17 protein-coding genes are annotated in these 21,310 nt (G+C 72.5%); 7 read left to right on the top strand and 10 right to left on the bottom strand.

What is annotated here, in order from left to right; genetic code table 11:
* Positions 1 to 68: 68 nt before the first annotated feature.
* The 4 genes from ACP7CD_RS13695 to ACP7CD_RS13680 form a co-directional block, all read right to left on the bottom strand.
* Positions 69 to 476 (bottom strand): VOC family protein, encoded by a 408-nt coding sequence (locus ACP7CD_RS13695; protein ID WP_426120414.1) that lies wholly within the window; start codon positions 474 to 476, stop codon positions 69 to 71.
* Entirely contained in the window at positions 473 to 766 is a 294-nt protein-coding gene (locus ACP7CD_RS13690) for an ArsR/SmtB family transcription factor (protein ID WP_109222818.1), read from the bottom strand. Before ACP7CD_RS13690 ends, ACP7CD_RS13695 begins: the two co-directional genes overlap by 4 nt.
* 38 nt (positions 767 to 804) lie before the next feature.
* Complete coding sequence (locus tag ACP7CD_RS13685; RefSeq protein ID WP_426120413.1) at positions 805 to 1,656, bottom strand: class I SAM-dependent methyltransferase; 852 nt, start codon at positions 1,654 to 1,656, stop codon at positions 805 to 807.
* Between the two features lie 156 nt (positions 1,657 to 1,812).
* Positions 1,813 to 3,465, bottom strand: coding sequence for a LuxR C-terminal-related transcriptional regulator (locus tag ACP7CD_RS13680; protein WP_426120412.1), 1,653 nt, complete (start codon positions 3,463 to 3,465; stop codon positions 1,813 to 1,815).
* Between the two features lie 102 nt (positions 3,466 to 3,567).
* On the opposite strand from ACP7CD_RS13680, the gene ACP7CD_RS13675 reads away from it, so the two are divergent.
* Positions 3,568 to 3,960, top strand: coding sequence for a helix-turn-helix domain-containing protein (locus ACP7CD_RS13675; RefSeq protein ID WP_284562546.1), 393 nt, complete (start codon positions 3,568 to 3,570; stop codon positions 3,958 to 3,960).
* Positions 3,961 to 3,984: 24 nt separating this feature from the next.
* Here ACP7CD_RS13675 and ACP7CD_RS13670 read toward each other — a convergent pair whose 3' ends face one another.
* Entirely contained in the window at positions 3,985 to 4,587 is a 603-nt protein-coding gene (locus ACP7CD_RS13670; protein ID WP_284562547.1) for a ClpP family protease, read from the bottom strand.
* Positions 4,584 to 5,204 (bottom strand): ClpP family protease, encoded by a 621-nt coding sequence (locus tag ACP7CD_RS13665; RefSeq protein WP_017832348.1) that lies wholly within the window; start codon positions 5,202 to 5,204, stop codon positions 4,584 to 4,586. Before ACP7CD_RS13665 ends, ACP7CD_RS13670 begins: the two co-directional genes overlap by 4 nt.
* A gap of 196 nt (positions 5,205 to 5,400) precedes the next feature.
* On the opposite strand from ACP7CD_RS13665, the gene ACP7CD_RS13660 reads away from it, so the two are divergent.
* Positions 5,401 to 7,803, top strand: coding sequence for an ATP-binding cassette domain-containing protein (locus tag ACP7CD_RS13660; protein ID WP_426120411.1), 2,403 nt, complete (start codon positions 5,401 to 5,403; stop codon positions 7,801 to 7,803).
* A 107-nt stretch (positions 7,804 to 7,910) separates the two neighbouring features.
* On the opposite strand, the gene ACP7CD_RS13655 is transcribed toward ACP7CD_RS13660, so the two are convergent.
* A complete protein-coding gene (locus ACP7CD_RS13655) occupies positions 7,911 to 9,191 on the bottom strand; it encodes a M28 family metallopeptidase (RefSeq protein WP_426120410.1) in 1,281 nt (426 codons plus the stop codon).
* 10 nt (positions 9,192 to 9,201) lie between these two features.
* Complete coding sequence (locus ACP7CD_RS13650; protein WP_426120409.1) at positions 9,202 to 11,445, bottom strand: M36 family metallopeptidase; 2,244 nt, start codon at positions 11,443 to 11,445, stop codon at positions 9,202 to 9,204.
* A gap of 255 nt (positions 11,446 to 11,700) precedes the next feature.
* Between ACP7CD_RS13650 and ACP7CD_RS13645 the strand changes: the two genes are divergently transcribed.
* Positions 11,701 to 11,946: a hypothetical protein gene (locus ACP7CD_RS13645; RefSeq protein ID WP_035926627.1), complete on the top strand. Its 246-nt coding sequence runs from the start codon at positions 11,701 to 11,703 to the stop codon at positions 11,944 to 11,946.
* A gap of 91 nt (positions 11,947 to 12,037) precedes the next feature.
* Here ACP7CD_RS13645 and ACP7CD_RS13640 read toward each other — a convergent pair whose 3' ends face one another.
* Entirely contained in the window at positions 12,038 to 12,649 is a 612-nt protein-coding gene (locus ACP7CD_RS13640; protein ID WP_095650413.1) for a low molecular weight phosphatase family protein, read from the bottom strand.
* Between the two features lie 331 nt (positions 12,650 to 12,980).
* On the opposite strand from ACP7CD_RS13640, the gene ACP7CD_RS13635 reads away from it, so the two are divergent.
* The 4 genes from ACP7CD_RS13635 (at position 12,981) to ACP7CD_RS13620 (ending at position 20,248) form a co-directional block, all read left to right on the top strand.
* Positions 12,981 to 14,864 (top strand): GH25 family lysozyme, encoded by a 1,884-nt coding sequence (locus ACP7CD_RS13635; protein WP_426120408.1) that lies wholly within the window; start codon positions 12,981 to 12,983, stop codon positions 14,862 to 14,864.
* Positions 14,861 to 16,054, top strand: a complete 1,194-nt coding sequence (locus ACP7CD_RS13630) for a CAP domain-containing protein (RefSeq protein ID WP_426120407.1) — start codon at positions 14,861 to 14,863, stop codon at positions 16,052 to 16,054. Before ACP7CD_RS13635 ends, ACP7CD_RS13630 begins: the two co-directional genes overlap by 4 nt.
* Positions 16,055 to 16,581: 527 nt before the next feature.
* The gene (locus ACP7CD_RS13625; protein ID WP_426120406.1) at positions 16,582 to 18,978 is read left to right on the top strand and encodes a bifunctional polysaccharide deacetylase/glycosyltransferase family 2 protein; all 2,397 of its coding nucleotides are present in this window, start codon (positions 16,582 to 16,584) and stop codon (positions 18,976 to 18,978) included.
* Positions 18,965 to 20,248 carry an acyltransferase family protein gene (locus ACP7CD_RS13620; protein ID WP_426120405.1) on the top strand — a complete coding sequence of 428 codons (1,284 nt, stop codon included), beginning with the start codon at positions 18,965 to 18,967 and terminating at the stop codon, positions 20,246 to 20,248. Before ACP7CD_RS13625 ends, ACP7CD_RS13620 begins: the two co-directional genes overlap by 14 nt.
* Here the strand turns inward: ACP7CD_RS13620 and ACP7CD_RS13615 are convergent.
* On the bottom strand, positions 20,214 to 21,242 hold the full coding sequence (locus ACP7CD_RS13615) for a chitinase (protein WP_426120404.1): 1,029 nt from the start codon (positions 21,240 to 21,242) through the stop codon (positions 20,214 to 20,216). The genes ACP7CD_RS13620 and ACP7CD_RS13615 overlap by 35 nt on opposite strands.
* Positions 21,243 to 21,310 lie beyond the last annotated feature (68 nt).

Below are 21,310 nucleotides of genomic sequence, written 5' to 3'. Positions count from 1 at the left end.
GGCTCGAACGCCGAAGGGGCGCCTCCTGCAGGAGACGCCCCTTCGGCGTTGTCCGGACCGTGCCGCACCTACTGCCCGGCCACCGCCGGGTCATTCAGGTGCGCGATCTGGATGAGGTTGCCACAGGTGTCGTCGAGCACCGCGGTGGTGACCGGGCCCATCGCGGTGGGCTCCTGCACGAAGCGCACGCCCAAGGCGGTGAGCCGCTCGTACTCGGCCTGCACGTCCTCGACCCCGAAGCTGTTGAACGGGATGCCGTCGGCCACCAGGGCCTCCTTGAACGGGTGGACGGCCGGGTGCTCGGAGGGCTCCAGCAGCAGCTGCACCCCGTCCGGGGCCTGGGGCGAGACGACGGTCAGCCACCGGTAGGGGCCGGTCGGCACGTCGACCTTGAGCTGGAAGCCGAGCGTGTCGGTGTAGAACTCCAGGGCCTTCTGCTGGTCGTCCACGAAGACGGAGGCGTAGGTGATGATCACGGCGTGTCCTTCGGCGGGGGCGGCAGGGAGTCCATCCATTGCCGCGCGTCGGTGAGCGGGGAGGTGTCCAGGTGGTGCACCGTGGTGCGCCCCTGCACGGTGGACGTCACCAGGCCGGCCTCGCGCAGCACGGCCAGGTGCTTGGTCACGGCCTGGCGGGTCATGGCCAGGCCGTGGTCGTTGATGAGCCGCACGGTGAGCTCGAAGAGGCTCTGGTCATCCCGTGCGGCGAGCTCCTCGAGGAGGATCCGCCGCGCGGGATGGGCCAGGGCCTGGAACACGATGTCCACGCCACCAGATTAGGCAACCTATTGGTTGCCGGTCAAGGTCACGGCCGGGTGCCGACCGCCACCAGGTACTCCATCTCGAAGCGTGCCCGTTCCGGGGCGCCCTGGTTCCACTCGTCGCAGAGCTGGTCGAGCGCCTCGTCGAACTCCGCGGCCCGGCCCTCGCGCTCGGCGTTCTTCCGCACGGCGATGGTGGGGCCGTAGTTGGCCTTGAAGTGCTCACCGAAGTCGCGGGCCCGCTCGAACGCCGTGACCTCGAGGACGTCCCGGAGGACCCGGTGGAACTGCACTCGTCCGCCGAAGAGCCCCCGCAGGTGCTCCTCGCTCCCCCACAGCGGCGGGGGCTGCACGCCCGGCGGCGGGGTGGGGGCGAAGGGCTTCATGGTGCGGAAGAGCTCGCCCACCAATCCTTCGGGCGTCCAGCTCAGGAGGGCGAGGGTCCCGCCGGGGCGGGTCACGCGCACCAGCTCGTCGGCCGTCTGCTGGTGGTGGGGGGCGAACATGGCGCCGATCGAGGACATCACCACGTCGTAGGAGGCGTCCGCGAACGGGAGGTGCTCGGCGTCGGCCTCGACCCACTCGAGGTCGAGTCCAGCGACCGCGGCGCGCCGTCGTCCGTCGTCGAGCAGTTCGGGGGTGAGGTCGCCGGCGGTGACGCGGGCGCCCGTGGCGGCGGCGGGGAGGGAGGCGTTGCCGTTGCCGGCGCCGACGTCGAGGACGCGCTGGCCGGCGGTGACGCCGGCCGCCCCGACCAGGCGCGGGCCCAGCGGGAGCAGGAACGTCTCCACCATGGTCGGGTAGTCGCCCGAGGCCCAGATGGCGCGGTGCTTGGCCTTGAGCTCGTGGTCCGCGGACGAGGTGCCGGCTGCGGGAGTGCTGATGGTCTGTGACATGACGGGGTCTCCTGGTCGAGGGGTCGGGTACCTCGGGTCGAGGTCTGCTGCTGGGGTGCTGTGAAGCTGTGCCACGCGTTCCAGCATCCGCCGATCGACCGGGCCGAACATCGGGAGAACTCCCTATTCGTTCCCTACCCTCTCCCCACTCCTCCTCTACCCCTTTCCCCTGCCCGCCGCGTGCGCGGCAGCCTCCGCGCGGTTGTGCACCCCGAGCTTCATGAGGATCCTGCTCACGTGGTGCCCGGCGGTCTTTTCGCTGATGCTCAGGACTCTCGCGATCCGCGCGTTGGACATCCCGAGAGCGATCAGGTCCAGCACCTCGTGCTCGCGCGAGGTCAGCTCGCCCCCGTTCCGGGGCCTTGGGCCCGTGCCGCCGCCCAGCTCGCGCAGGAGCCGGGCCGCGGCGTCCAGCTCCCGGGAGGCTCCCAGGTCGCGGAAGACGCCCTGGGCGGCCAGCACCTCCTCCCGCGCCAGGTCGGGCGATCCGTGCATGACCGACTGGGCCAGGTCGAGCCGGGCCAGGGCCGCGTCCAGCGGCATGGCCATGGCGCCGAAGGCGCGCAGCGCCCGCCGGGCGAGCTCGGCGGCCGTGCCCCGGTCACCGGTGGCCAGGGCGAGCCGGGCCGAGGCGAGATCGGCGCGGGCCGAGCCGAGGCGCATCTCGGACTCCCCGGCGATCCGGTGCAGGCTCTCGCTGGCGGCCTCGGCGGCTCCGAGGTCCCCGGCCGCCAGGGTGGCGTCGACGAGCGCGGCCAGCAGCTGCGTGGTGCGCGCCGCGTGCCCCTCCGTCTCGGACAGGCCGCGCTCGAGCAGGGAGACCGCCACGTGCGGTCTCCCCTCGGCGACGTGGAGCAGGGCCAGCGCGCGCAGCGACGACGGGTGCTCCTCCCGCCCGGACAGCAGCTGCTCCGCCTCGCGCAGGCGGCCCTGGTGGATCCGCAGCTCCGCCAGCGTGGCGAGCGCCGGGACGCTGAGCTCCGGGATGGCCCGGGCGTGGGAGGCGAGGGCGGACTCCAGCGCCTCCTCGGCCTCGGACCAGTGGCCCGTGGCCACCAGGACGTCGGCGTGCACGGTCCGGCAGACCCCCAGCAGCGGCGCCGCCCGGTGGGTCTGCGCGAAGTTCTCGACGTGCTCGCACCACTCCCTCGCCCGCTCCCACTCCTCCGCCTCAGCGCAGGCCATCACCAGGTGGCAGTAGGCCGAGCCCATGGTGTGGATGTTGCGGATCCGGCCGGCCGTGGCCGCGACCATGGCCTCCTCGAGCAGGCGCAGGCCCGGCTCCCGGTGGCCGGCGGTCAGCTCCGCCTGGCCGAGCAGGCTCAGCGCGAGGATCTCGAGGTCCTCCGCCCCGGTCTCCCGGCCGATCCGGTGGGCCTGCTCCGCCTGGGCCGCCTGCTCCTCGACGGACCCGGCCTGCTGGGCCCGCCCGACCGCCACCCACCCGTGGCCCTCGCTCACGGGGGTGCCGTCGATGATCCGCTCGGCCCGGGCCAGCCAGCCCCGGGCCGCGGACGGTCGCCCGGCGAGCTGGTGCTGCTCGGACACCCAGACCGCCACCCGGGCGGCGTCGCCGAACCGGCGCTGCGCGACGTATCCGGCGACGGCTCGTTCGCGCCAGGCGATGCCCTGCGCGACCTGGCCCTCGAACCACAGGGCGAGCCCGAGGCCCTCGGCGGCCACCGCCTCGCCGGGGGATCCGCCGCCGTCCAGGACGTGCTCGAAGGCCCGGCGCGCGCCGGCCCAGTCGGCCCGCTCGAGCGCCTCCGTGCCCTCGTGGAGCTGGTCGCCCACCTGCGGCGAATCCATGCGGCCAGTATCCCACCGCGCCCGCGGCGTGGACAGGACACCGTGCTCCGCTCACAGCAGACGACGCGCCCGCCGGCGCCCGTACGGACCTAGCATGGGGTCATGAAGGACGTGATCCGCCCCACATCGGCCTCGTCGCCGGCCTGGCTCCCGTCGCCCGCGCCGCGGGAGCGTGCCGCGCCGCGAGCGCCCGTAGACCCGCTGTGGCGGTCCGTGCTGGGGATGTTCCTGCGCCGCCACCGCCTGGCGCAGGGGCTGACGCTGGCGCAGGTGGCCCGCGTCTCCGGGGTCTCCACGCAGTACCTCTCCGAGATCGAGCGCGGGGTGAAGGACCCCTCCTCGGAGATCATCGCCGCGGTGGTCGGTGCCCTGGGACTGAACCTGCTCGATCTCACCGAGGGGACCACCGGGGTGCTGCTCGACAGCGTTCCGGCCGCCCGTGCCGTCCCGGGCGGTCCGGTCTGCCTGGCCGGGCCGGTGGCCCTGGCCGTCTGAGCCATCTGCCCGGTCACGCGCTTGTTACCGGGCCCGGGCCTCCCGCGGGGTCACGACCCGGTCGGCCACCCCGTAGGCCACCGCCTCCTCGGCGGTGAGCACCAGGTCCCGGTCGGTGTCCTCGCGGATCTGCTCCGGGGTGCGCCTGGTGTGCCGGGCGAGCACCTGCTCCAGCTGCGCCCGGGTGCGGGCGATCTCCTCGGCCTCGAGGATGAGGTCCGGGATGGTGCCCTGGCCCTGCGCGGCCGGCTGGTGCAGCACCACCCGGGCGTGGGGCAGCACCGAGCGCCGCCCCGGGGCACCGGCCGCCAGCAGCACCGCGGCGGCCGAGGCCGCCTGGCCCACGCAGGTGGTCTCCACGGGCGCGGCCACGTGCTGCATGGCGTCGTAGACGGCGAGCATCGCCGTGGTGGAGCCGCCCGGGGAGTTGATGTAGAAGCCGATCGGCTGATCGGAGCCGTAGGAGTCCAGGTAGAGCAGCTGGGCGATCAGGACGTTGGCGACCCCGTCGTCGATCTCGGTGCCGAGGTAGACGATCCGCTCCACCAGCAGCCGGCTGAAGACGTCCATGCTGCGCTCGCCGTTGGGCGTGCGTTCGACGACGTAGGGCACGGCGTAGCCGCTCATGACCCCACCCCCGCGGCGGCCGTGGTGGCGGAGCGGGGCCGCACGTCGTCGAGCCCGGCGATGACCCGGTCCACGAAGCCGTAGGCGAGGGCCTCCTCGGCGGTGAACCAGCGGTCCCGCTGGGAGTCGGCCACGATCCGCTCGAGCGGCTGACCGGTGTGCTCGGCGATGAGCCCGAGCACGGTGTCCCGGGTGTGGCGCAGGTCCTCGGCCTGGATGGCGATGTCCACGGCCGTGCCGCCGATCCCGGCCGAGCCCTGGTGCAGCAGGATCCGGGCGTGCGGCAGGGCACTGCGCTTGCCCGGGGTGCCGGCCGAGAGCAGGAACTGCCCAGCGCTGCAGGCCAGCCCCATGGCGAGCGTGGACACGTCGTTGGGGATGATCCGCATGACGTCCATGATCGCGAGCATGGCCGGGACGGAGCCGCCCGGGGAGTTGATCCAGAGGGAGATGTCCCGCCGCGGGTCCTGGGCGGAGAGCAGCAGCAGCTGCGTGCACAGCCGGTTGCCGGTGGCCTGGTCCAGCTCGGCGCCCAGCACGATGATGCGCTGCTCCAGCAGCCGGGAGGCGAGCTCGTCGTCGATCGGGGTCCGGGGTGGTGCGGTGGTGGTGTTCATGGGCCCAGCGTGGACCCGGGCTCCCTCGCGCGGAACCCTTTTCTGCTGTGCGCGGCTCTGCCCTGAGCGGCTCTGCTCTCGGCTGCGCTGGATCCTCGAGCGGCGGGCGGACCGGACGTATGCTCGGAGGCGGTCGGATCGAACCGGGCCGCGGCGTCGGGAGTCCTGACGCCGGCGCCCCAGGGATGGAGACACGATGAGCACGCCCCCGAGCCAGGACCCGCACTCCCCGGTGCCTTCCCCCGAGCCGCACGTGGCCGACAGCCACGACCTGATCCGCGTCCAGGGCGCCCGCGAGAACAACCTCCGGGACATCAGCGTGGAGCTCCCCAAGCGCCGGCTCACCGTGTTCACCGGGATCTCCGGCTCCGGCAAGAGCTCCCTGGTGTTCGGCACGATCGCCGCGGAGTCGCAGCGGCTGATCAACGAGACCTACAGCACCTTCGTGCAGGGCTTCATGCCCACCCAGGCCCGGCCCGACGTCGACGTCCTCGACGGGCTCACCACCGCGATCATCGTGGACCAGGAGCGGATGGGCGCCAACGCCCGCTCCACCGTGGGCACCGCCACCGACGCGGACGCGATGCTGCGGATCCTCTTCAGCCGGCTCGGGCACCCGCACATCGGCACGGCGAAGGCGTTCTCCTTCAACGTCGCCTCGATGAGCGGCGCCGGGGCCGTCACCATGGAGCGCGGCGGGAAGACCGTCAAGGAGCGGCGCAGCTTCTCCGTCACCGGCGGGATGTGCCCGCGCTGCGAGGGCATGGGGCAGGTCAACGACTTCGACCTGACCCAGCTCTACGACGCCTCCAAGTCCCTCAACGAAGGGGCGCTGACGATCCCCGGCTACAGCGCGGACGGCTGGTACGGCCGGATCTACGGCGGCTCCGGGTTCCTCGACCCGGACAAGCCGATCCGCGAGTACACCGAGACCGAGCTGCACGACCTGCTGCACCGGGAGCCGACCAAGATCAAGGTCGACAACATCAACCTCACCTACGAGGGCCTGATCCCCCGGATGCAGAAGTCCTTCCTGTCCAAGGACGTGGCCGCGCTCCAGCCGCACATCCGCGCCTTCGTGGAGCGGGCCGTGACGTTCACCGCGTGCCCCGAGTGCGGCGGCACCCGGCTCAGCGCGGCCGCCCGCTCCTCCAAGATCCGGGGCATCAACATCGCCGACGCCTGCGCGATGCAGATCAGCGACCTCGCCGCGTGGGTGCGCGCCCTGGACGAGCCGTCCGTGGCGCCGCTGCTCACGGCGCTCGGCGAGACCCTCGACTCGTTCGTGGAGATCGGGCTGGGCTACCTCTCGCTGAGCCGGTCCTCGGGCACGCTCTCCGGCGGCGAGTCCCAGCGCACCAAGATGATCCGCCACCTCGGCTCCTCGCTCACCGACGTCACCTACGTCTTCGACGAGCCGACCATCGGGCTGCACCCGCACGACATACAGCGGATGAACCAGCTGCTGCTGCGGCTGCGGGACAAGGGCAACACCGTGCTGGTCGTGGAGCACAAGCCGGAGACCATCGCGATCGCCGACCACGTGGTCGACCTCGGGCCTGGCGCCGGCACGGCCGGCGGCACCGTCTGCTACGAGGGCACCGTGGCGGGGCTGCGCGCCGGCGACACCCTCACCGGGCGGCACCTGGACGACCGCGCCGCCCTGAAGACCACCGTGCGCACCCCCACCGGAGTCCTGGAGGTGCGCGGCGCCGACACCCACAACCTGCGGTCCGTCGACGTCGACATCCCGCTCGGCGTGCTCACCGTGCTGACCGGGGTGGCCGGCTCCGGCAAGAGCTCGCTGATCACCGGCTCCGTGCTCGGGCGAGAGGACGTGGTCTCGATCGACCAGGGCGCCATCCGCGGCTCCCGCCGCAGCAACCCGGCCACCTACACCGGCCTGCTGGACCCGATCCGCAAGGCCTTCGCCAAGGCCAACGGAGTGAAGCCGGCGCTGTTCAGCGCCAACTCGGAGGGCGCCTGCCCGGCCTGCAACGGCGCCGGCGTCATCTACACCGACCTGGTGATGATGGCCGGGGTGGCCACCACGTGCGAGGAGTGCGAGGGCCGGCGGTTCCAGGCCGCGGTCCTCGAGTACACCCTGGGCGGGCGCAACATCGCCGACGTGCTCGCGATGCCGGTCGAGGAGGCCGAGGCGTTCTTCGGCGCCGGCGACGCGCGCACCCCGGCCGCCCACGCCATCGTGCACCGGCTGGCGGACGTGGGGCTGGGCTATGTGAGCCTCGGCCAGCCGCTCACCACGCTCTCCGGCGGCGAGCGCCAGCGGCTCAAGCTGGCCACCCACCTGGGCAAGAAGGGCGGCGTCTACGTCCTCGACGAGCCGACCACGGGCCTGCACCTCGCCGACGTGCAGCAGCTGCTCGGCCTGCTCGACCGGCTGGTCGACTCCGGCAAGTCGGTCATCGTGATCGAGCACCACCAGGCGGTCATGGCCCACGCGGACCGGATCATCGACCTCGGCCCCGGCGCCGGCCACGACGGCGGCCGGATCGTCTTCGAGGGCACCCCCGCCGAGCTCGTCGCCGCCCGCTCCACCCTCACGGGCGAGCACCTCGCGGCCTACGTGGGGGCCTGAGCCGGACGCGCCTGCCGAGCTCGTCTGCTGATTGCCCGTTGATCGCGGGTGCTTGCCTCGCGGCGCCCGCGGGCGGTCCCGTCCGCTACGGTCCTTCCGGTACCGGCTCAGGCCCGCCCGAGGGCCTGGACGAGGTAGGCGACGTTCATCCGCAGGATCTCGAGGGCGAGGTCGTGGTCGACGTGCTCCAGGGTGTCGCCGGCGGTGTGGATGCGGTCGTTGGCGCCGTCGGCCCCCTCGATCGTGAGCACGGCGGGGATGCCGGCGTCGAGGAACGGCACGTGATCGCTGTTGAAGGGCAGCAGACTGGTCTGCACGGTCAGGCCGGTGTGCGCCTGCGCCGCGACGGCCAGCTCCTCCAGCACGACCTGCGACGCGGCGGCGCCCTCGAGCAGCACCGTGGGCGCGGACGTGTTCCGGCACGCGATCATGTCCATGTTGACCACCGAGTGGATGCGGTCGCGGGCCGTCTGGTCCAGCTCCGCGACGTAGTGGCGGCTGCCGAACAGGCCCTGCTCCTCGCCCCCGAACAGGATCAGCCGCAGGTCGCGGGCGCCGGGGTGGTCCCGCAGGGCCCGGGCGACGGCGAGCACCCCGGCGGCGCCGGAGCCGTTGTCGTCGGCGCCCGGTGCGGGGGCGGATGCGCCGTCCCGGACGTTGATCGAGTCGAGGTGCGCGGTGACGAGCACCGCCCGGCCGTCGCCGCCGCGACCCGGCCGCTCGGCGACGAGGTTCTGGGTGCTTCCGCCGTGGAGAGCCACCGTCTGGGTCCGGGTCGCGAAGCCCAGTCCGCTCAGTACGCCGGCGGCCCAGTCGAGCGCGGTGCGGAACTCCGGGCTCGTCGAGTGCCGCGTCCGGAGCTCGGCGAGCGCGCGCAGGTTCGCCGCGAAGGCGTCGTGGGAGACCGCCGCCATCGGCTCCGTCGCGGCCCGCGCCCGTGCGGGCGCCGGTGGCCGCTGCTCGAACACCACGGTGTCGGCCGGCAGAGGGCGGACGCCGAAGCACGGCAGGTGCCGCTCGGACGGCTCGACGAACCTCCCGGCCTCGGCGGGGTCGAGGTCGACGACGAGGTACCGCCCCCGGTCGACCAGGACCGGGACCTCGGGGTGGGCCTGCTGGAACTGGCGTCCGTTCTGGATCACCAGGTGCAGGCGGGCGGCGGGGACCCCGATCCGCTCCGCGGGAGCGCGGCCGGCGGCCGTCCGCTCCAGCTGGGCCGGCGCCCCGGTCACCAGGAGCGTGTCGCCGAGCCGCGTCCAGGCCGCGCCGGCGTCCGCGGCCGCGGCGGTCAGTGCCCGCAGCGCGTCCGGCGCCGCGGCGCGGGGCACGTCGTCGTTCCCCGGTGTCTTTCCCGGAGTCTTCCCCAGGTCGAAGCGGAGGGCCGTCATGGTGCGCCTCCTACGGCGTGCTGAAGCTCTCGACCACGCCCGCGAGCGACGTGGAGGTGCTGGGCGGGGACACAGCGCCGGCGCCCAGGCCGCGCTTGGCGAAACCGCGCCACACAGCGCCGAGGTCCCCGGGGTTCAGGGCGGCGACGGCGGTGACGATGCCGTCCCGCGCCAGCGTGAAGGTCGGCATGCCGGGCGTGAGCTTGAGCCCGCCGACCACGTACTCGAGCACGCGGCGCTCGGCCTCGGCGTGGCCGTGGGCTGCGACGAGGTTGACGAAGACCTCCCACAGGGCGGCGCACCAGACCTCGCCGGCGTTGTGCACCTCGCTGTTCGGCCCGCCGCCGTGCGGATGGCGCGGCGGGCCGGCCGGGAGCACCACCCCGTTGCTGATGTGCTTGAACGTCAGCGGGTTCTTGCCCAGGTCCGCGGAGTAGGGGTAGCGGCGGATGGAGAAGTAGTAGTTGTCCGTGAAGGTGGGGGTGAGGTCGGTCCACCCTCCGGCGGGGAAGGCGCCGGTGCCGAAGTCGTCGGTGGCCTGGGAGGTCATGGTGATCGCGAAGAAGTCGCCCCAGCCCTCGCCCAGCGCCCGGCCCTGCTGGTTGGCCAGCCCGGTGGCGTTGCCGACGAGCCGGTTGGTGATGTAGTGGCCGAGCTCGTGATAGGTGATCAGCGCGTCGAAGTTGCTGGTGCGGGACGGGAGCGGGGCGACGCCGCGGAACTCGTACATCTGCATCCGCGGGCTGGCGCCGTCGGCCGGGGTCTGCATGTTGGCGTTGTCGGTGCCGCTGAAGTCGTTGCCCTCGGCCAGGATCGGGTCCCCGCCGAGGCCTGCCCCGGTGAGGTTCACCTGCTGGGCGTTGCCGGCCGCCTCGTCGAAGCCCGCCTCGTACCAGCGGTCGTGCAACCAGTTCACGTGGAAGAACATCCCGACGAGGCTGGCCTGCAGGTTGGTGGGGTCGCTGGCGGGCCGGGCGTGGTCGTAGGCGTGGTCGAAGGTGCGGGACCCGGTGGCCCGGCCGTCCACGTCCCCGGAGCTGTTCCCGTCCGGGGCATGGACGTCGGCGTAGGCGATGCAGTTGTTGCCGCGGGTGGTCGTGGCGCCCTCGGGCAGCCACGGGGCGCCCGGGAGCAGGCTGTCGAGCGTGACCAGCCGGTCGGGGATGGTGGCGGCCTGGAAGCCGTCCGGGCGCCCGGTCGGGTGGGGCGACCCGGGCGCCGGCCCGTCCTCGGGGCGGAACAGGGCGTCCCCCGTGTTGAACACCCGGTAGGTGAAAGCGGCGTCCGCCCGCAGGTTCTTCCGGAACAGCACCTCCGGCTCCCCGAGCGCGTCGATCACATAGCTGAACGCCGGGAAGCCCTCGATCCACAGCTCCAGGTAGTAGCCGGGGGTGAACTGCTCCTCCCCCAGCGGGAACAGCACGTCCTTCACCCGGACCTCCCGCTCGAACGCCGGCCGCCCGGCGCCGGCCAGTTCGGTGCCAGCCGATTCGGGGTCGGTCGGCTCGGCGCCGGCCAGTTCGGTGCCAGCCGATTCGGGGTCGGTCGGCTCGGCGCCGGCCGGTTCGGTGAAGCGGTAGAACCGGTACCCGCCACCGGCGGTGTCGCCGGTCTCAGTACCCCCGGCGTTCTCAGCACTTGCCGCGCTCGCCGCGCTCGTCCCGGTGAAGGCCGTGGCGGGGTACTCGACCCCGGTCAGGTCGAACGCCGCCACCGCGATCGCCTCCTCCGCGGTGGTGGCGCCGGTGGTGGAGTCTGCAATGGTGGCGGCGCGGGCGCCGGCCGCCTGCACGGCACCGGGGAAGAACTGCCCGGCCACGGAGATCACGTCGCCATCCGGGCCGATCGCCGCGGTCGCCTCGGAGTTGAAGACCTCCAGACCGTCGGCCCGCTGCACGAGCTGCACCGTGCGCAGCCCCCGTCCGCTGACCGACACGACCTCGACGCCCTGCGCGTCCGCCTCCGACAGCCGCCACAGGTCGCCGTGCGCGGTGACGAAGCGCTGGACGGTCTCCTCCGGCGTGGCGCCCGCCTCCCCCGACAGCCCGGCGGCCGGGGCCCGCCGTGCGATGCGGTTCGGCAGCGCGGTCGCCTGGTCGTAGTCCACCTCCAGGTCGCCGAGCTGCGCGTCCATTCGGAGGTGGCCCGGCGACCCAGGAGCCGGAGCAGCCGGCGGCGCGGTGCCACGGGCGTTCCGGACGCCGGCGTCGTACAGCGCGTGGAAGTCCTCCGGGAGTGCTCGGTCAGCGGCCATCAGGAACTCCTCGCGAATGATCAGTGCAGCACCCGGTCATCGTCCACGGGACCGGGAACGGGTTCTCCTCGCAGGCGTGGCCGACCTGGGCTCCATTAAGGAACCGATCTCGTTCATCGGTCAAGCAGCGAACAGGGGTGTGACGTGCCCGTTCGTCCTCCTCGCCACCGCCCCGCACCGGCGGAGCGCGTCGAACACGGCGGTTGGCGTCAAGTGCATCTTGACACGCCCGGGGTGGTCGGGCACGTTGAGGACATGGAGGTTCGCGGATCCGCACGTAAGCGCACGGGACTGGACGAACTCGATGTGTCGTCGCACCCCGCTCGTGACGCCGTGCACTTCCGGCGCATCCTGGCCGCTCGGCAGCACATCACCGAGGCGGAGAACGAACTGCGGGAGGCGGTGAAGGCCGCCCGTGCGGCCGGCGACTCCTGGGCCTTGATCGGTTCCGCTCTCGACACGACGCGCCAAGCGGCCCAGCAGAGGTTCGGTCAGGACTGAACGTCCGCGCGGTCGGTGCAGGACTCCCCGCCCCACAAGGCGCCCCACCCGGGTGGAACAGGCACCCGCGCAAAACACACCTGACGCAGTACTACTCTGCCACCGGCGCGGGCTCCGCGTAGCGGCGTTCGAAGGCGAGGATCGCGTCCGTGGCCTCGAACAACTCGTCCGCCATCTGCTGGAGCACAGCGTCCTCCTGGCGGTAGGGGTCGATCACGTCGTTGCGCTCGGGGTGGCGCACCGGCACCCGCTGCCGCAGCCGCGGCGCCTGCTGGACCAGCCAGGCCCAGCGCTCGGCACGGTCGGACGGCACCGCGCGGTCGAGCTCCGGGTCGGTGGAGAGGTACTGCAGGATCCGGGCGAACTCCCGCAGGGTGAAGACCTTCTTCAGCAGCCGCGGTGACTGCTGGAGCACCGGCTGGGTGTGCTCCCGGGCCATCACGAGCACCAGGTCGATGTCCTTCAGCACATCCGGGGTGACCTGCCGGGCCCGGTGCGCGGCGGCGGCCTCCAGGCCGCGGTCCTGGGCCAGCCTGCCCACCCGCTGCTCGAAGCCCTCGTCCACCAGCGCGTGCATCCCGGCGCTCGTCACCTCGAAGCCGCCGGGCGAGATCTCGTTGAGGCCGTGGTCGAGCTCGACCGCCGCCATGGGCGAGCGGCACACGTTGCCCGTGCAGACCGTCAGGATGCGCGTGGGGGCCATGGTTCTCCTCTGGGGGTCGAGTCCGGTTCATCGTATCCGGCACCGGGTCCTGAGCTGGGTCTTCGCCCGACCACCGGGATCGCGCCGCCGACGGGATCCGGGCGCGCCGGGTCCGTCGTCGTCGTTCCCCGGCGCGCGGCCCCCGCAACGCACCCAGCGGACAGAATCACTACGGCCAGAGAGGTACGGGTGCGTAACACGGCCCATCGTTATTGATTGTTTATGCAAACGCGCCTTTATACTCGTCGTGGCTCTGAGGATCTTCCCCCCATCCCGATGGCCTTGCACGAGTCGTTCCCCCCAACGATCCATGCGAGTTAGGCGTTCCAGCGTGAAAGCAACCCCCCGACTGACGCTGCCTGCCGCCCTCACGGCGGCGGTGCTGGCCATCACCACACTGACCCCGGTCGCGGCCCTGGAAGAGGCCGCCACCACCCGATCGACCACCCTCTCCGAGGAGCGGCAGGGCAACCTGGTCTCCAAGGTCGTGGAGTCCGACGGCGAGATCGTCTCCACCCTGGTGGACGCGACCACCGGCGAGGCCGTTCTCCCCGACCCGGCGCGCGCCGGCACGCAGCCGGCCGCGGGCGACCCCCACGGCGGCGCCGTGATGGGCCAGTGGGCCAAGTCCGAGAGCCACTTCGAGCAGATGGCCGCCTCCTCCGCCCGCACCGCGGAGGAGCTCTCCGGCGCCACGGACACCGACGACGACGACGACGGCGCCGCTGCCGGCGCGGCGGACGGCGACACCGCGGAGGAGGCTGTCGCGGGGGTCGCGTCGGCCGAGTCCCTCGGCGCCGCCGCGTCCTGGGCCCCCAGCGGCATCAAAGGCACGGACGTCTCCAACTGGCAGCCGTCCCTGAACTGGTCGAGCCTGTGGAACCAGGGCTCGCGCTTCGCCTACGTCAAGACCTCCGAGGGCGACAGCATCCGCAACAGCCTCTTCAAGCAGCAGTACGCCGGGGCGGGCGCCGTGGGCATGCACCGCGGCGGGTACCACTTCGCGATCCCCACCCGGGACTCCTCGGGCGCGAAGCAGGCGGACTACTTCATCAACAACGGCGGTGGCTGGTCCGCGGACGGCCGGACGCTGCCGGGCCTGCTGGACGTCGAGAACAACCCGTACCCCTCCCTGTACGGCAACCAGTGCTACGGCTTCAGCCAGTCCGAGATGGTCGGCTGGATCCGCGACTTCTCCAACCGGTACAAGGCCCGCACCGGGCGCGTGCCGGCCATCTACACGAACTACTACTGGTGGCGGGACTGCACCGGCAACTCCACGGCGTTCAACGACCACCCGCTGCACATCGCCTCCTACGGGGCCCAGCCCCTGAACCCCGGCGGCTGGTCCACCTACGACTTCTGGCAGTACACCGACGCCGGCTTCACCGAGCAGATCGACGCCAACGTGTTCCGCGGCAGCACCGCGCAGCTCCAGGACCTGGTGCGCAACCGCTACTACAAGCCGATGGGCGGCCGGGCCCCGACCGGGTCGCCCACCCAGGTGACCCCCGCCGGGTACACGGTCAAGGGCGCCATCGGCACCCGGTACCGCGCCCTCGGCGGATCCGCGGCCTTCGGCACCCCCACCGGCAACGAGCGCGGCGGCCTGATCAACGGCGGCGTGCTCCAGGGCTTCTCCAAGAACCACACGTTCTACTGGTCCCCCTCCACCGGGGCGTGGCCGGTGAGCTTCAACGGCGCCATCGGCCGGAAGTTCGCCACCACCCGCTGGGAGAACGGCTACGGCTATCCCATCACCCGTGAGGCCGGCGGACTGATCGACGGCGGCGCCTACCAGGTGTTCCGCCAGGGCAACGACGTCACCAAGGTCCTCTGGACCCAGACCACTGGTGCGCAGCCGGTCCGGGAGACCAGCGGGATCGGCGCGGCGTGGAAGCGCGGCGGCCAGGAGCGGGGCTACGGCTACCCGATGAAGCCGGAGACCGGCGGCCTGGTCGACGGCGGCGCCTACCAGGTGTTCCGCAACGGCGCGGCCACCTACAAGATCCTCTGGAGCCCCTCGACCGGAGCCCACGCCGTGAAGGAGACCGGCGCGATCGGCCGGGAGTGGAGGGCCACCGGCTCCGAGCGCGGCTACGGCTACCCGACCACCGGCGAGTACCGCTACGGCACCGAGGTCCGCCAGAAGTTCTCCAAGAACTTCACCGTGCACTACTCGACCACCACGAAGAGGATCTGGGCCACCCGATGAACTCCGCCAAGCACCGCGCCCCCGCGCGTCCCCGCGTCACCGGTCGTCTGGCGCTCACCGCGGCAGCCCTCGCCCTGGCGGTCCCCGCCACCGGGATCCTCACGGCGGCCCCGGCCACCGCGGCGAACTCCGACATCGTCAAGGCCTCCACGAGCACCCGCTCGGCCGACGCCCAGCAGCTCCTGGCCCTGATCAACGCCCACCGCAAGGCCAAGGGCCTGGCCCCGGTGAAGTACTCGGCCACCGTGTCCGGCATCGCCCAGGGCCAGTCCGACCGGCTGGTCCGCGAGGAGGTCATCGACCACACGGACACGTTCCTCAAGGACTCCCGGGCCGGCTCCTGGAACGCCGCCGGCGAGATCCACGCGGTCTCGTGGCAGGGCCGGGTGAGCGACCTGATGACGTGGTGGAAGGGCTCCAAGGCACACAACAAGGTGCTCACCGACCCGGAGATGACGGTCATCGGCATCGGCCTCACCTACGTGGACGGGCAGCTGACCGGCAACAAGCAGGGCTGGAAGCTGGTCGGCACGGTCACGTCCTACGGCTACGTCCCCGCGAACACCCCGCGGGACGCCCGCACCACCGTGGGCACGGCACCGGCACCGACACCTGCACCTGCGCCGAAGCCCACCGCTCCGCCGACCACCGCGCCGATCACCTCCGCCGGGCACACGGTGAAGGGCGCCATCGGCACCCGGTACCACGCCCTGGGTGGGGCCAGGGTCTTCGGCACTCCCACCGGCAACGAGCGCGGCGGCCTGGTCAACGGCGGCGTGCTCCAGGGCTTCTCCAGGAACCACACGTTCTACTGGACACCCTCCACCGGGGCGTGGCCGGTGAACCTCAACGGCGCCATCGGGCGCAAGTTCGCCGCCACCCGCTGGGAGAACGGCTACGGCTACCCCACGACCCGCGAGGCCACTGGGCTGGTCAACGGCGGCGCCTACCAGGTCTTCCGCCAGGGCGGTGCAGTGCACAAGGTGCTCTGGAGTCCTCGGACCGGGGCGAGGGTCGTCAAGGAGACCGGCGCGATCGGTCAGCGCTGGAAGTCCGCCGGCTTCGAGCGCGGCTACGGCTACCCGGTCACCGACGAGTACCGGTACGGCTCCGAGGTGCGCCAGCGGTTCTCCAACGGCTACACCGTGCACTGGTCCTCGATCACGAAGCGGACCTGGGTCACCCGCTGACCCCTCCCCACCCGCAGAACGCCCGGCCGGATCCCCGGCCGGGCGTTCTGCCGTCCCCGGCCGGCGTTCTTGTCCCCGGCCCCGGTGCCGGTGTCCCCCGAGCGGTGGCCGCGCCCCGGTCCGCCCCGGCTGTCCCCCGCAGGAGGGCGGGCGACCGCATCCGACCACGTCAGGATGTGGTGCGCTTCACAAGCAGGACGGAACCACGCTGTGTTTCCTGTCGCGAATCTGTGAATGTGTGGATTCTCGTGTCACCACTTGGGGGGACGTGTCCGGCCGCACCCGTCCCCCAATCGGCGGATGTTCCCATTCATTAAGTACCACTCCGTAACTTCATGCGCCGTGATGCCAGTAATTGGCACTTGCACTTGCATGCACAGCGATGGGATGTGCTTCCTGTGCGACCTGTTTGCACTTGTGACAGATGGGTCAGGGCTTGGCAGGCTGACCCCGTCGGCCCGTCCGGGGGGATGCGCCGGCCGGTCCGTCGAGGGGGCGGACTGCCGATCGGGGGGAACGAGCGTGCCGTGGCAACATCCGACAACGACCGACGACCACCGCGCCGCCGACGCGCGGAGCGGACCGGCAGCACCGCCGCGCCGCCGGTGTTCTTCGACCCCAGCGGCAAGCGCTGGTACCGCATCCTCGCCACCCTCGTGGTGCTCCTGGCCCTCGTGGCCGGAGCTGTCACCTGGATCGTCCCGCAGGCGCTCGCCCAGCCCTGGGAGCGGCCGCTGCACCAGGAACCCGGCTATCCCCGGGAGCTGATTGCCACCGGCGACCAGGAGAACATCCCGCTGCTCGGGGACGCGTCCAACCCGTTCAGCCGGATCGGGCTCGTCGAGGAGGAGGACGGCGGGGCGGTGCTGCGCAGCCCGTTCACCGACGAGGTCCTCCGGGCGCTCACCGTCGAGGAGCGGGAGCTCGTCGGGGACAGCCCCTACGCCATGGAGCGCTTCGGGGAGCTGCCGGAGAAGCAGCTCATGCTGACCTTCGACGACGGCCCCGACGCCACCTACACCGGGGAGATCCTCGACGTGCTCGCGGCCGAGGGCGTGCCCGCCACGTTCTTCAACGTCGGCACCAACGTCGTCGGGCATCCCGAACTGTTCCAGCGGATCGTCCGCGAGGGACACATGGTGGGCAACCACACCATGACCCACACCACGGCCTGGGACGACGACCTGCGCAACCGCGAGGAGCTGATCGGGACCGACCGCGCCATGCGCTCGGTCGGCGGCTACGCGACCCACCTGTTCCGCCTGCCCACCGGCGACCCCGACAACAAGGCCCTGCCCATCCTCGAGGCCCAGCAGCTGGGCTACCTGCACGTCGACTTCGACTACGACACCCACGACTGGCAGGCCGCCCCCGGGGAGACCGTGGACCTCCCCGCGCTCGACGGCGAGGGCCACATCGTGCTGATGCACGACGGCGGCGGGGACCGCACCGCCACCGTGGCCGCGCTGAAGGACCTGATCACCGAGGCCAAGGCGCAGGGCTACACCTTCTCGACGCTGGCCCCCGTGATCCCCGAGGGCTACCTGCCGGTGACAGACACCGAGCCCGTGCTCGCCGACGACGCCACCGCCCTGGCCGTGGCCGGTCTGACCGTGGCCCCGGACGTGGTCATGACGTGGCTGTTCTGGTTCGGCATCGGGTCCCTGACCCTCATGTCCGCCCTCTATGTGGTGCTGGCGCTGATCGGCCACCGCCGCCAGACCCGTCGGGCCTGGCCCGAGCTGCCCGAGGACCGGCTCCCCCTGGTCTCGGTCATCCTCCCGGTGTTCAACGAGGAGCCCGTCATCGCCCGCACCCTGGCCGCCCTGCGCGCCAGCGACTACCCGAACCTCGAGGTCATCGCCGTCGACGACGGCTCCACCGACCGCACCCTGGCGATCATGCGCGAGCACGCCGCGTCCTGGCCGGCGCTGACGGTCATCACCCAGCCCAACGGTGGCAAGTCCATCGCCTCCAACCACGGGATCATGGCCGCCCGGGGCGAGATCGTGGTGACCCTCGACGGGGACACGCTCTTCGAGCCCCAGACCGTCCGGATGTTCGCCCGCCACTTCTACGCCCACGACGCCAAGCGGCCGGTCGGGGCGGTGGCCGGGCACGTGAAGGTCGGCAACCGCACCGGGCTGCTGACCATGTGGCAGTCCCTGGAGTACATCTCCGGGATCTGCGTCACCCGCATGGGCGAGGGCGTGGCCGGGGCGATCTCCATCGTCCCGGGGGCGTGCGCCGCCTGGCGCAAGGAGGCCCTCCAGGCCGCCGGGGGCTACTCCCACGACACCCTCGCCGAGGACGCCGACCTCACCATGACCCTGCAGAAGCTCGGCTGGGCCGTGGTGCAGGAGAACCGGGCCGTGGCGTGGACCGAGGCGCCCATGACCGTGCGCGGCCTGGCCAAGCAGCGGCTGCGCTGGACCTACGGCAACCTCCAGGCCCTGTGGAAGCACGCCGGGATGCTCTTCCGCCCGAAGTACGGGTTCCTCGGGATGGTGGCCCTGCCCTACACCCTGCTCGCCACCCTCATCCCGCTGATCTTCCTGCCGCTGACCGTGCTCATGGCCGGGATCAACCTGGCCGCCGGCAACTGGCAGCCCATCGCCGCCTTCGCCGCCTTCGTCCTGGCCATCCACGCCGTGATCTGCGTGCTCGCCATCCGCATGGTCGGCGAGTCCTGGACCCACCTGCTGGTGGTGCCCGTCTACCGGATCATCTACGAGCCCCTGCGCGCCTACCTCCTCTACGCCTCCCTGCTCCAGGCGCTGCGGGGCCGGATGATCGGCTGGTACAAGCCCGAGCGCACGAACAGCGTCATCGACCTGGCCCCCGCGGCGGAGCCCGCCGGCTCCGCGGCCCCCGCGGTCTCCGTGGCCCCGTGGCAGGAGGGCCGACGCGGTGAGCGGGTCTGAGCCCGGCCGGGACCGGTACCTCGACCTGCTGCGGTCGATCGCGCTGGTCCGCGTCGTCGCCTACCACACGTTCGCCGGCGCCGTCTTCAGCCTGGTGTTCCCCGCCATGGGCGTGATGTTCGCCCTGGCCGGGTTTCTGATGGCCCGGTCCCTGCGCCGGCCCGCGGGCACGGTCCTCGTCTCCCGGGCCCGCCGGGTGCTGGTGCCGCTGTGGGTCTACGCCGCCACGGTCCTGGCGCTGCTCGTGGGGCAGGGCTGGTCCCCCGGGGCCGACGCGTCCTGGGGTCGGGTGCTCCTGTGGTGCCTCCCGGTCGGGGACCCGGTCCTCCCGGAGAGCGCCGGGTCCGGGGCGGTGGATCCCACCTGGCCGGTGCAGGCCGGGGAGATCCTCTGGTACGTCCGGGCCTACGTCTGGTTCCTGCTCCTCTCCCCCGTGCTGCTGCGGGCGTTCCGGGCCCGGCCCTGGCCGGTGCTGCTCGCCCCGCTCGCCCTGGGCGGACTGCTCGCCCTCGGGCTCGTGCCGCTGCCCACCTGGGCGGACGCCCCGGTGACGGACCTCGCGACCTACGGCTCCTGCTGGCTGCTGGGCTTCGCCCACCAGAGCGGCATGCTGCGCCGCCTCCCCCGCGGCGCCGTCCTCGCGGCGGGGCCCGCGGTGATGGGCCTGGGCCTCTGGTGGGCCGCCGGCCACCGCGGCGAGGCGGGGTGGGACCTCAACGAGATCCCTCTCGCCCAGGCCCTGTGGTCCTTCGGCTTCAGCGCCGTGCTGCTGCGCGTCTCCCCGGCCTGGCGGGAGCTGCCCCGGCCGCTGCGGTTCCTGGACGGGGCCGTGACCCTGCTCAACGCCCGGGCGATGACCGTCTACCTGTGGCACAACCTCCTGCTGGTCGGCGCCGTCCTGCTCGTCGACCTGCTGTGGGAGAGCGAGGTCCTGGCCACCGCCGTGCCCGGGCTGCTGGCGAGCCCGTGGCTGTCCTTCGTGCTGGTCTGGCCGCTGCTCGCCGTGGTCGTGCTCGCGGTGGGCTGGGCCGAGGACCTCGCCGCGGGACGGCGGCCGCGGCTGTGGCCGGTCCGGCCCGCTGCCGCCACTGCCTCTGCTCCGGGTCCCGTGCCTGCCCCCGTTCCTGGTCCCGCCTCCGCCACCGCTGCGGAACTGGGAGCCGCCGGCACCGGCTTCACCGGCCGGTCCTGGCTCTACCCCCGCTCCGTGCGGGAGCCGGCCTCGCCGGCGGCGCTCAGTCCGCGAAGCCCTCGCGGAGGACCCGGGTGAACTCCCCGGCCTCCTCGTCCAGGCCGCTGCAGAAGTCGTTGGCCTCGGCCGGGTCCCCGTCCTGCGCGGTGCACGGCCGGTCCCGGTTGACCGACCAGTAGGAGAGCCGCCTCACGCCCTGCTCCCGGGCGAACCCGGCGAGCTCGGCGGCCGCGTCCAGGTCCAGGACCTCCCCGGGGACGTCGTTGACCCCGATCATCGGGGTGAGCCCGATCCGGTTCCACACCTCCTCGGCGGAGAGGTCCTGGCCCGCCGCCTCCCACAGCGCGGTGAGCTGGCCGTGCGCCGAGCGGGCCGCCTCCTCCGAGGCCGCCGCCATCGACTGCCCCGCGGGCTTGCTCTCGCTGTAGTTCATGGTCATGAGGTTGACCCCGGCGAGGTCCACCTCCGCCGCGAGCAGCTGTGCCACGACCTCCACCGGGTCCTGGTCCAGACCGTGCGGGGCCACCGGCAGCGTGGCCCACACCTCCAGCGGCTCGTCCCGCTCCTCCTGCAGGCGCACCAGCACCTCGGCCCGCCGGCGGTTGGCCTCCCGGTCCTCGAGGTCGTCCAGCTCGATGTCGAAGTCCGCGATGCCCACGTCGTAGCGCTCGAGCACCGTCCGGTACGCCGCGAGCAGCCGGTCCGGATCGGTGCACACGGTGGCCAGCTCGTCCCCGGCGGCGCCGCCGAAGGAGACCGCCACCTCCCCGCCCTGCTCCCGGAGGGACGCGATCTGCTCCTCCATCCGCAGCACGTCCTCCGCCTCGTCCAGCCCGTAGTAGCCGCCCCACGAGGGCGTGCAGGGGTCCTCGGGATCGGCCACCACGAACCCCAGCACCGTGCGGGACTGCCCCGCGGTCTCCGCCCCGAAGTCGAAGTACGGGTAGGACGTGGTGTTGACGTAGCCGCCGGACCAGGGCTCGCGCAGATCGGGGCCGCAGCCGGTGAGGACCAGCCCGGCGGCGCCGCACAGCAGCAGCGGGAGGAGGAGGCGGTGTCGTCGTCGGGTCATGGGGTGCGGGCTGTCCTTGTCGGCGCGAGAGTTCCCCGGACGGTGCCGCCCGGGACGGTGGTTCCTGC

Origin of the sequence: Kocuria sp. LHG3120, from assembly GCF_049897445.1 — a bacterium.
GTDB lineage: Bacteria > Actinomycetota > Actinomycetes > Actinomycetales > Micrococcaceae > Kocuria > Kocuria rosea.
This window is presented reverse-complemented; position numbering and strand designations above follow the sequence as displayed.

Coding starts and splice junctions, on each gene's coding strand:
- ACP7CD_RS13655 (WP_426120410.1), bottom strand. CDS start 9,191: ATGACGGCCCTCCGCTTCGACCTGGGGAAGACTCCGGGAAAGACACCG.
- ACP7CD_RS13650 (WP_426120409.1), bottom strand. CDS start 11,445: ATGGCCGCTGACCGAGCACTCCCGGAGGACTTCCACGCGCTGTACGAC.
- ACP7CD_RS13640 (WP_095650413.1), bottom strand. CDS start 12,649: ATGGCCCCCACGCGCATCCTGACGGTCTGCACGGGCAACGTGTGCCGC.
- ACP7CD_RS13685 (WP_426120413.1), bottom strand. CDS start 1,656: ATGTCACAGACCATCAGCACTCCCGCAGCCGGCACCTCGTCCGCGGAC.
- ACP7CD_RS13680 (WP_426120412.1), bottom strand. CDS start 3,465: ATGGATTCGCCGCAGGTGGGCGACCAGCTCCACGAGGGCACGGAGGCG.
- ACP7CD_RS13615 (WP_426120404.1), bottom strand. CDS start 21,242: ATGACCCGACGACGACACCGCCTCCTCCTCCCGCTGCTGCTGTGCGGC.
- ACP7CD_RS13660 (WP_426120411.1), top strand. CDS start 5,401: ATGAGCACGCCCCCGAGCCAGGACCCGCACTCCCCGGTGCCTTCCCCC.
- ACP7CD_RS13670 (WP_284562547.1), bottom strand. CDS start 4,587: ATGAGCGGCTACGCCGTGCCCTACGTCGTCGAACGCACGCCCAACGGC.
- ACP7CD_RS13630 (WP_426120407.1), top strand. CDS start 14,861: ATGAACTCCGCCAAGCACCGCGCCCCCGCGCGTCCCCGCGTCACCGGT.
- ACP7CD_RS13665 (WP_017832348.1), bottom strand. CDS start 5,204: ATGAACACCACCACCGCACCACCCCGGACCCCGATCGACGACGAGCTC.
- ACP7CD_RS13645 (WP_035926627.1), top strand. CDS start 11,701: ATGGAGGTTCGCGGATCCGCACGTAAGCGCACGGGACTGGACGAACTC.
- ACP7CD_RS13675 (WP_284562546.1), top strand. CDS start 3,568: ATGAAGGACGTGATCCGCCCCACATCGGCCTCGTCGCCGGCCTGGCTC.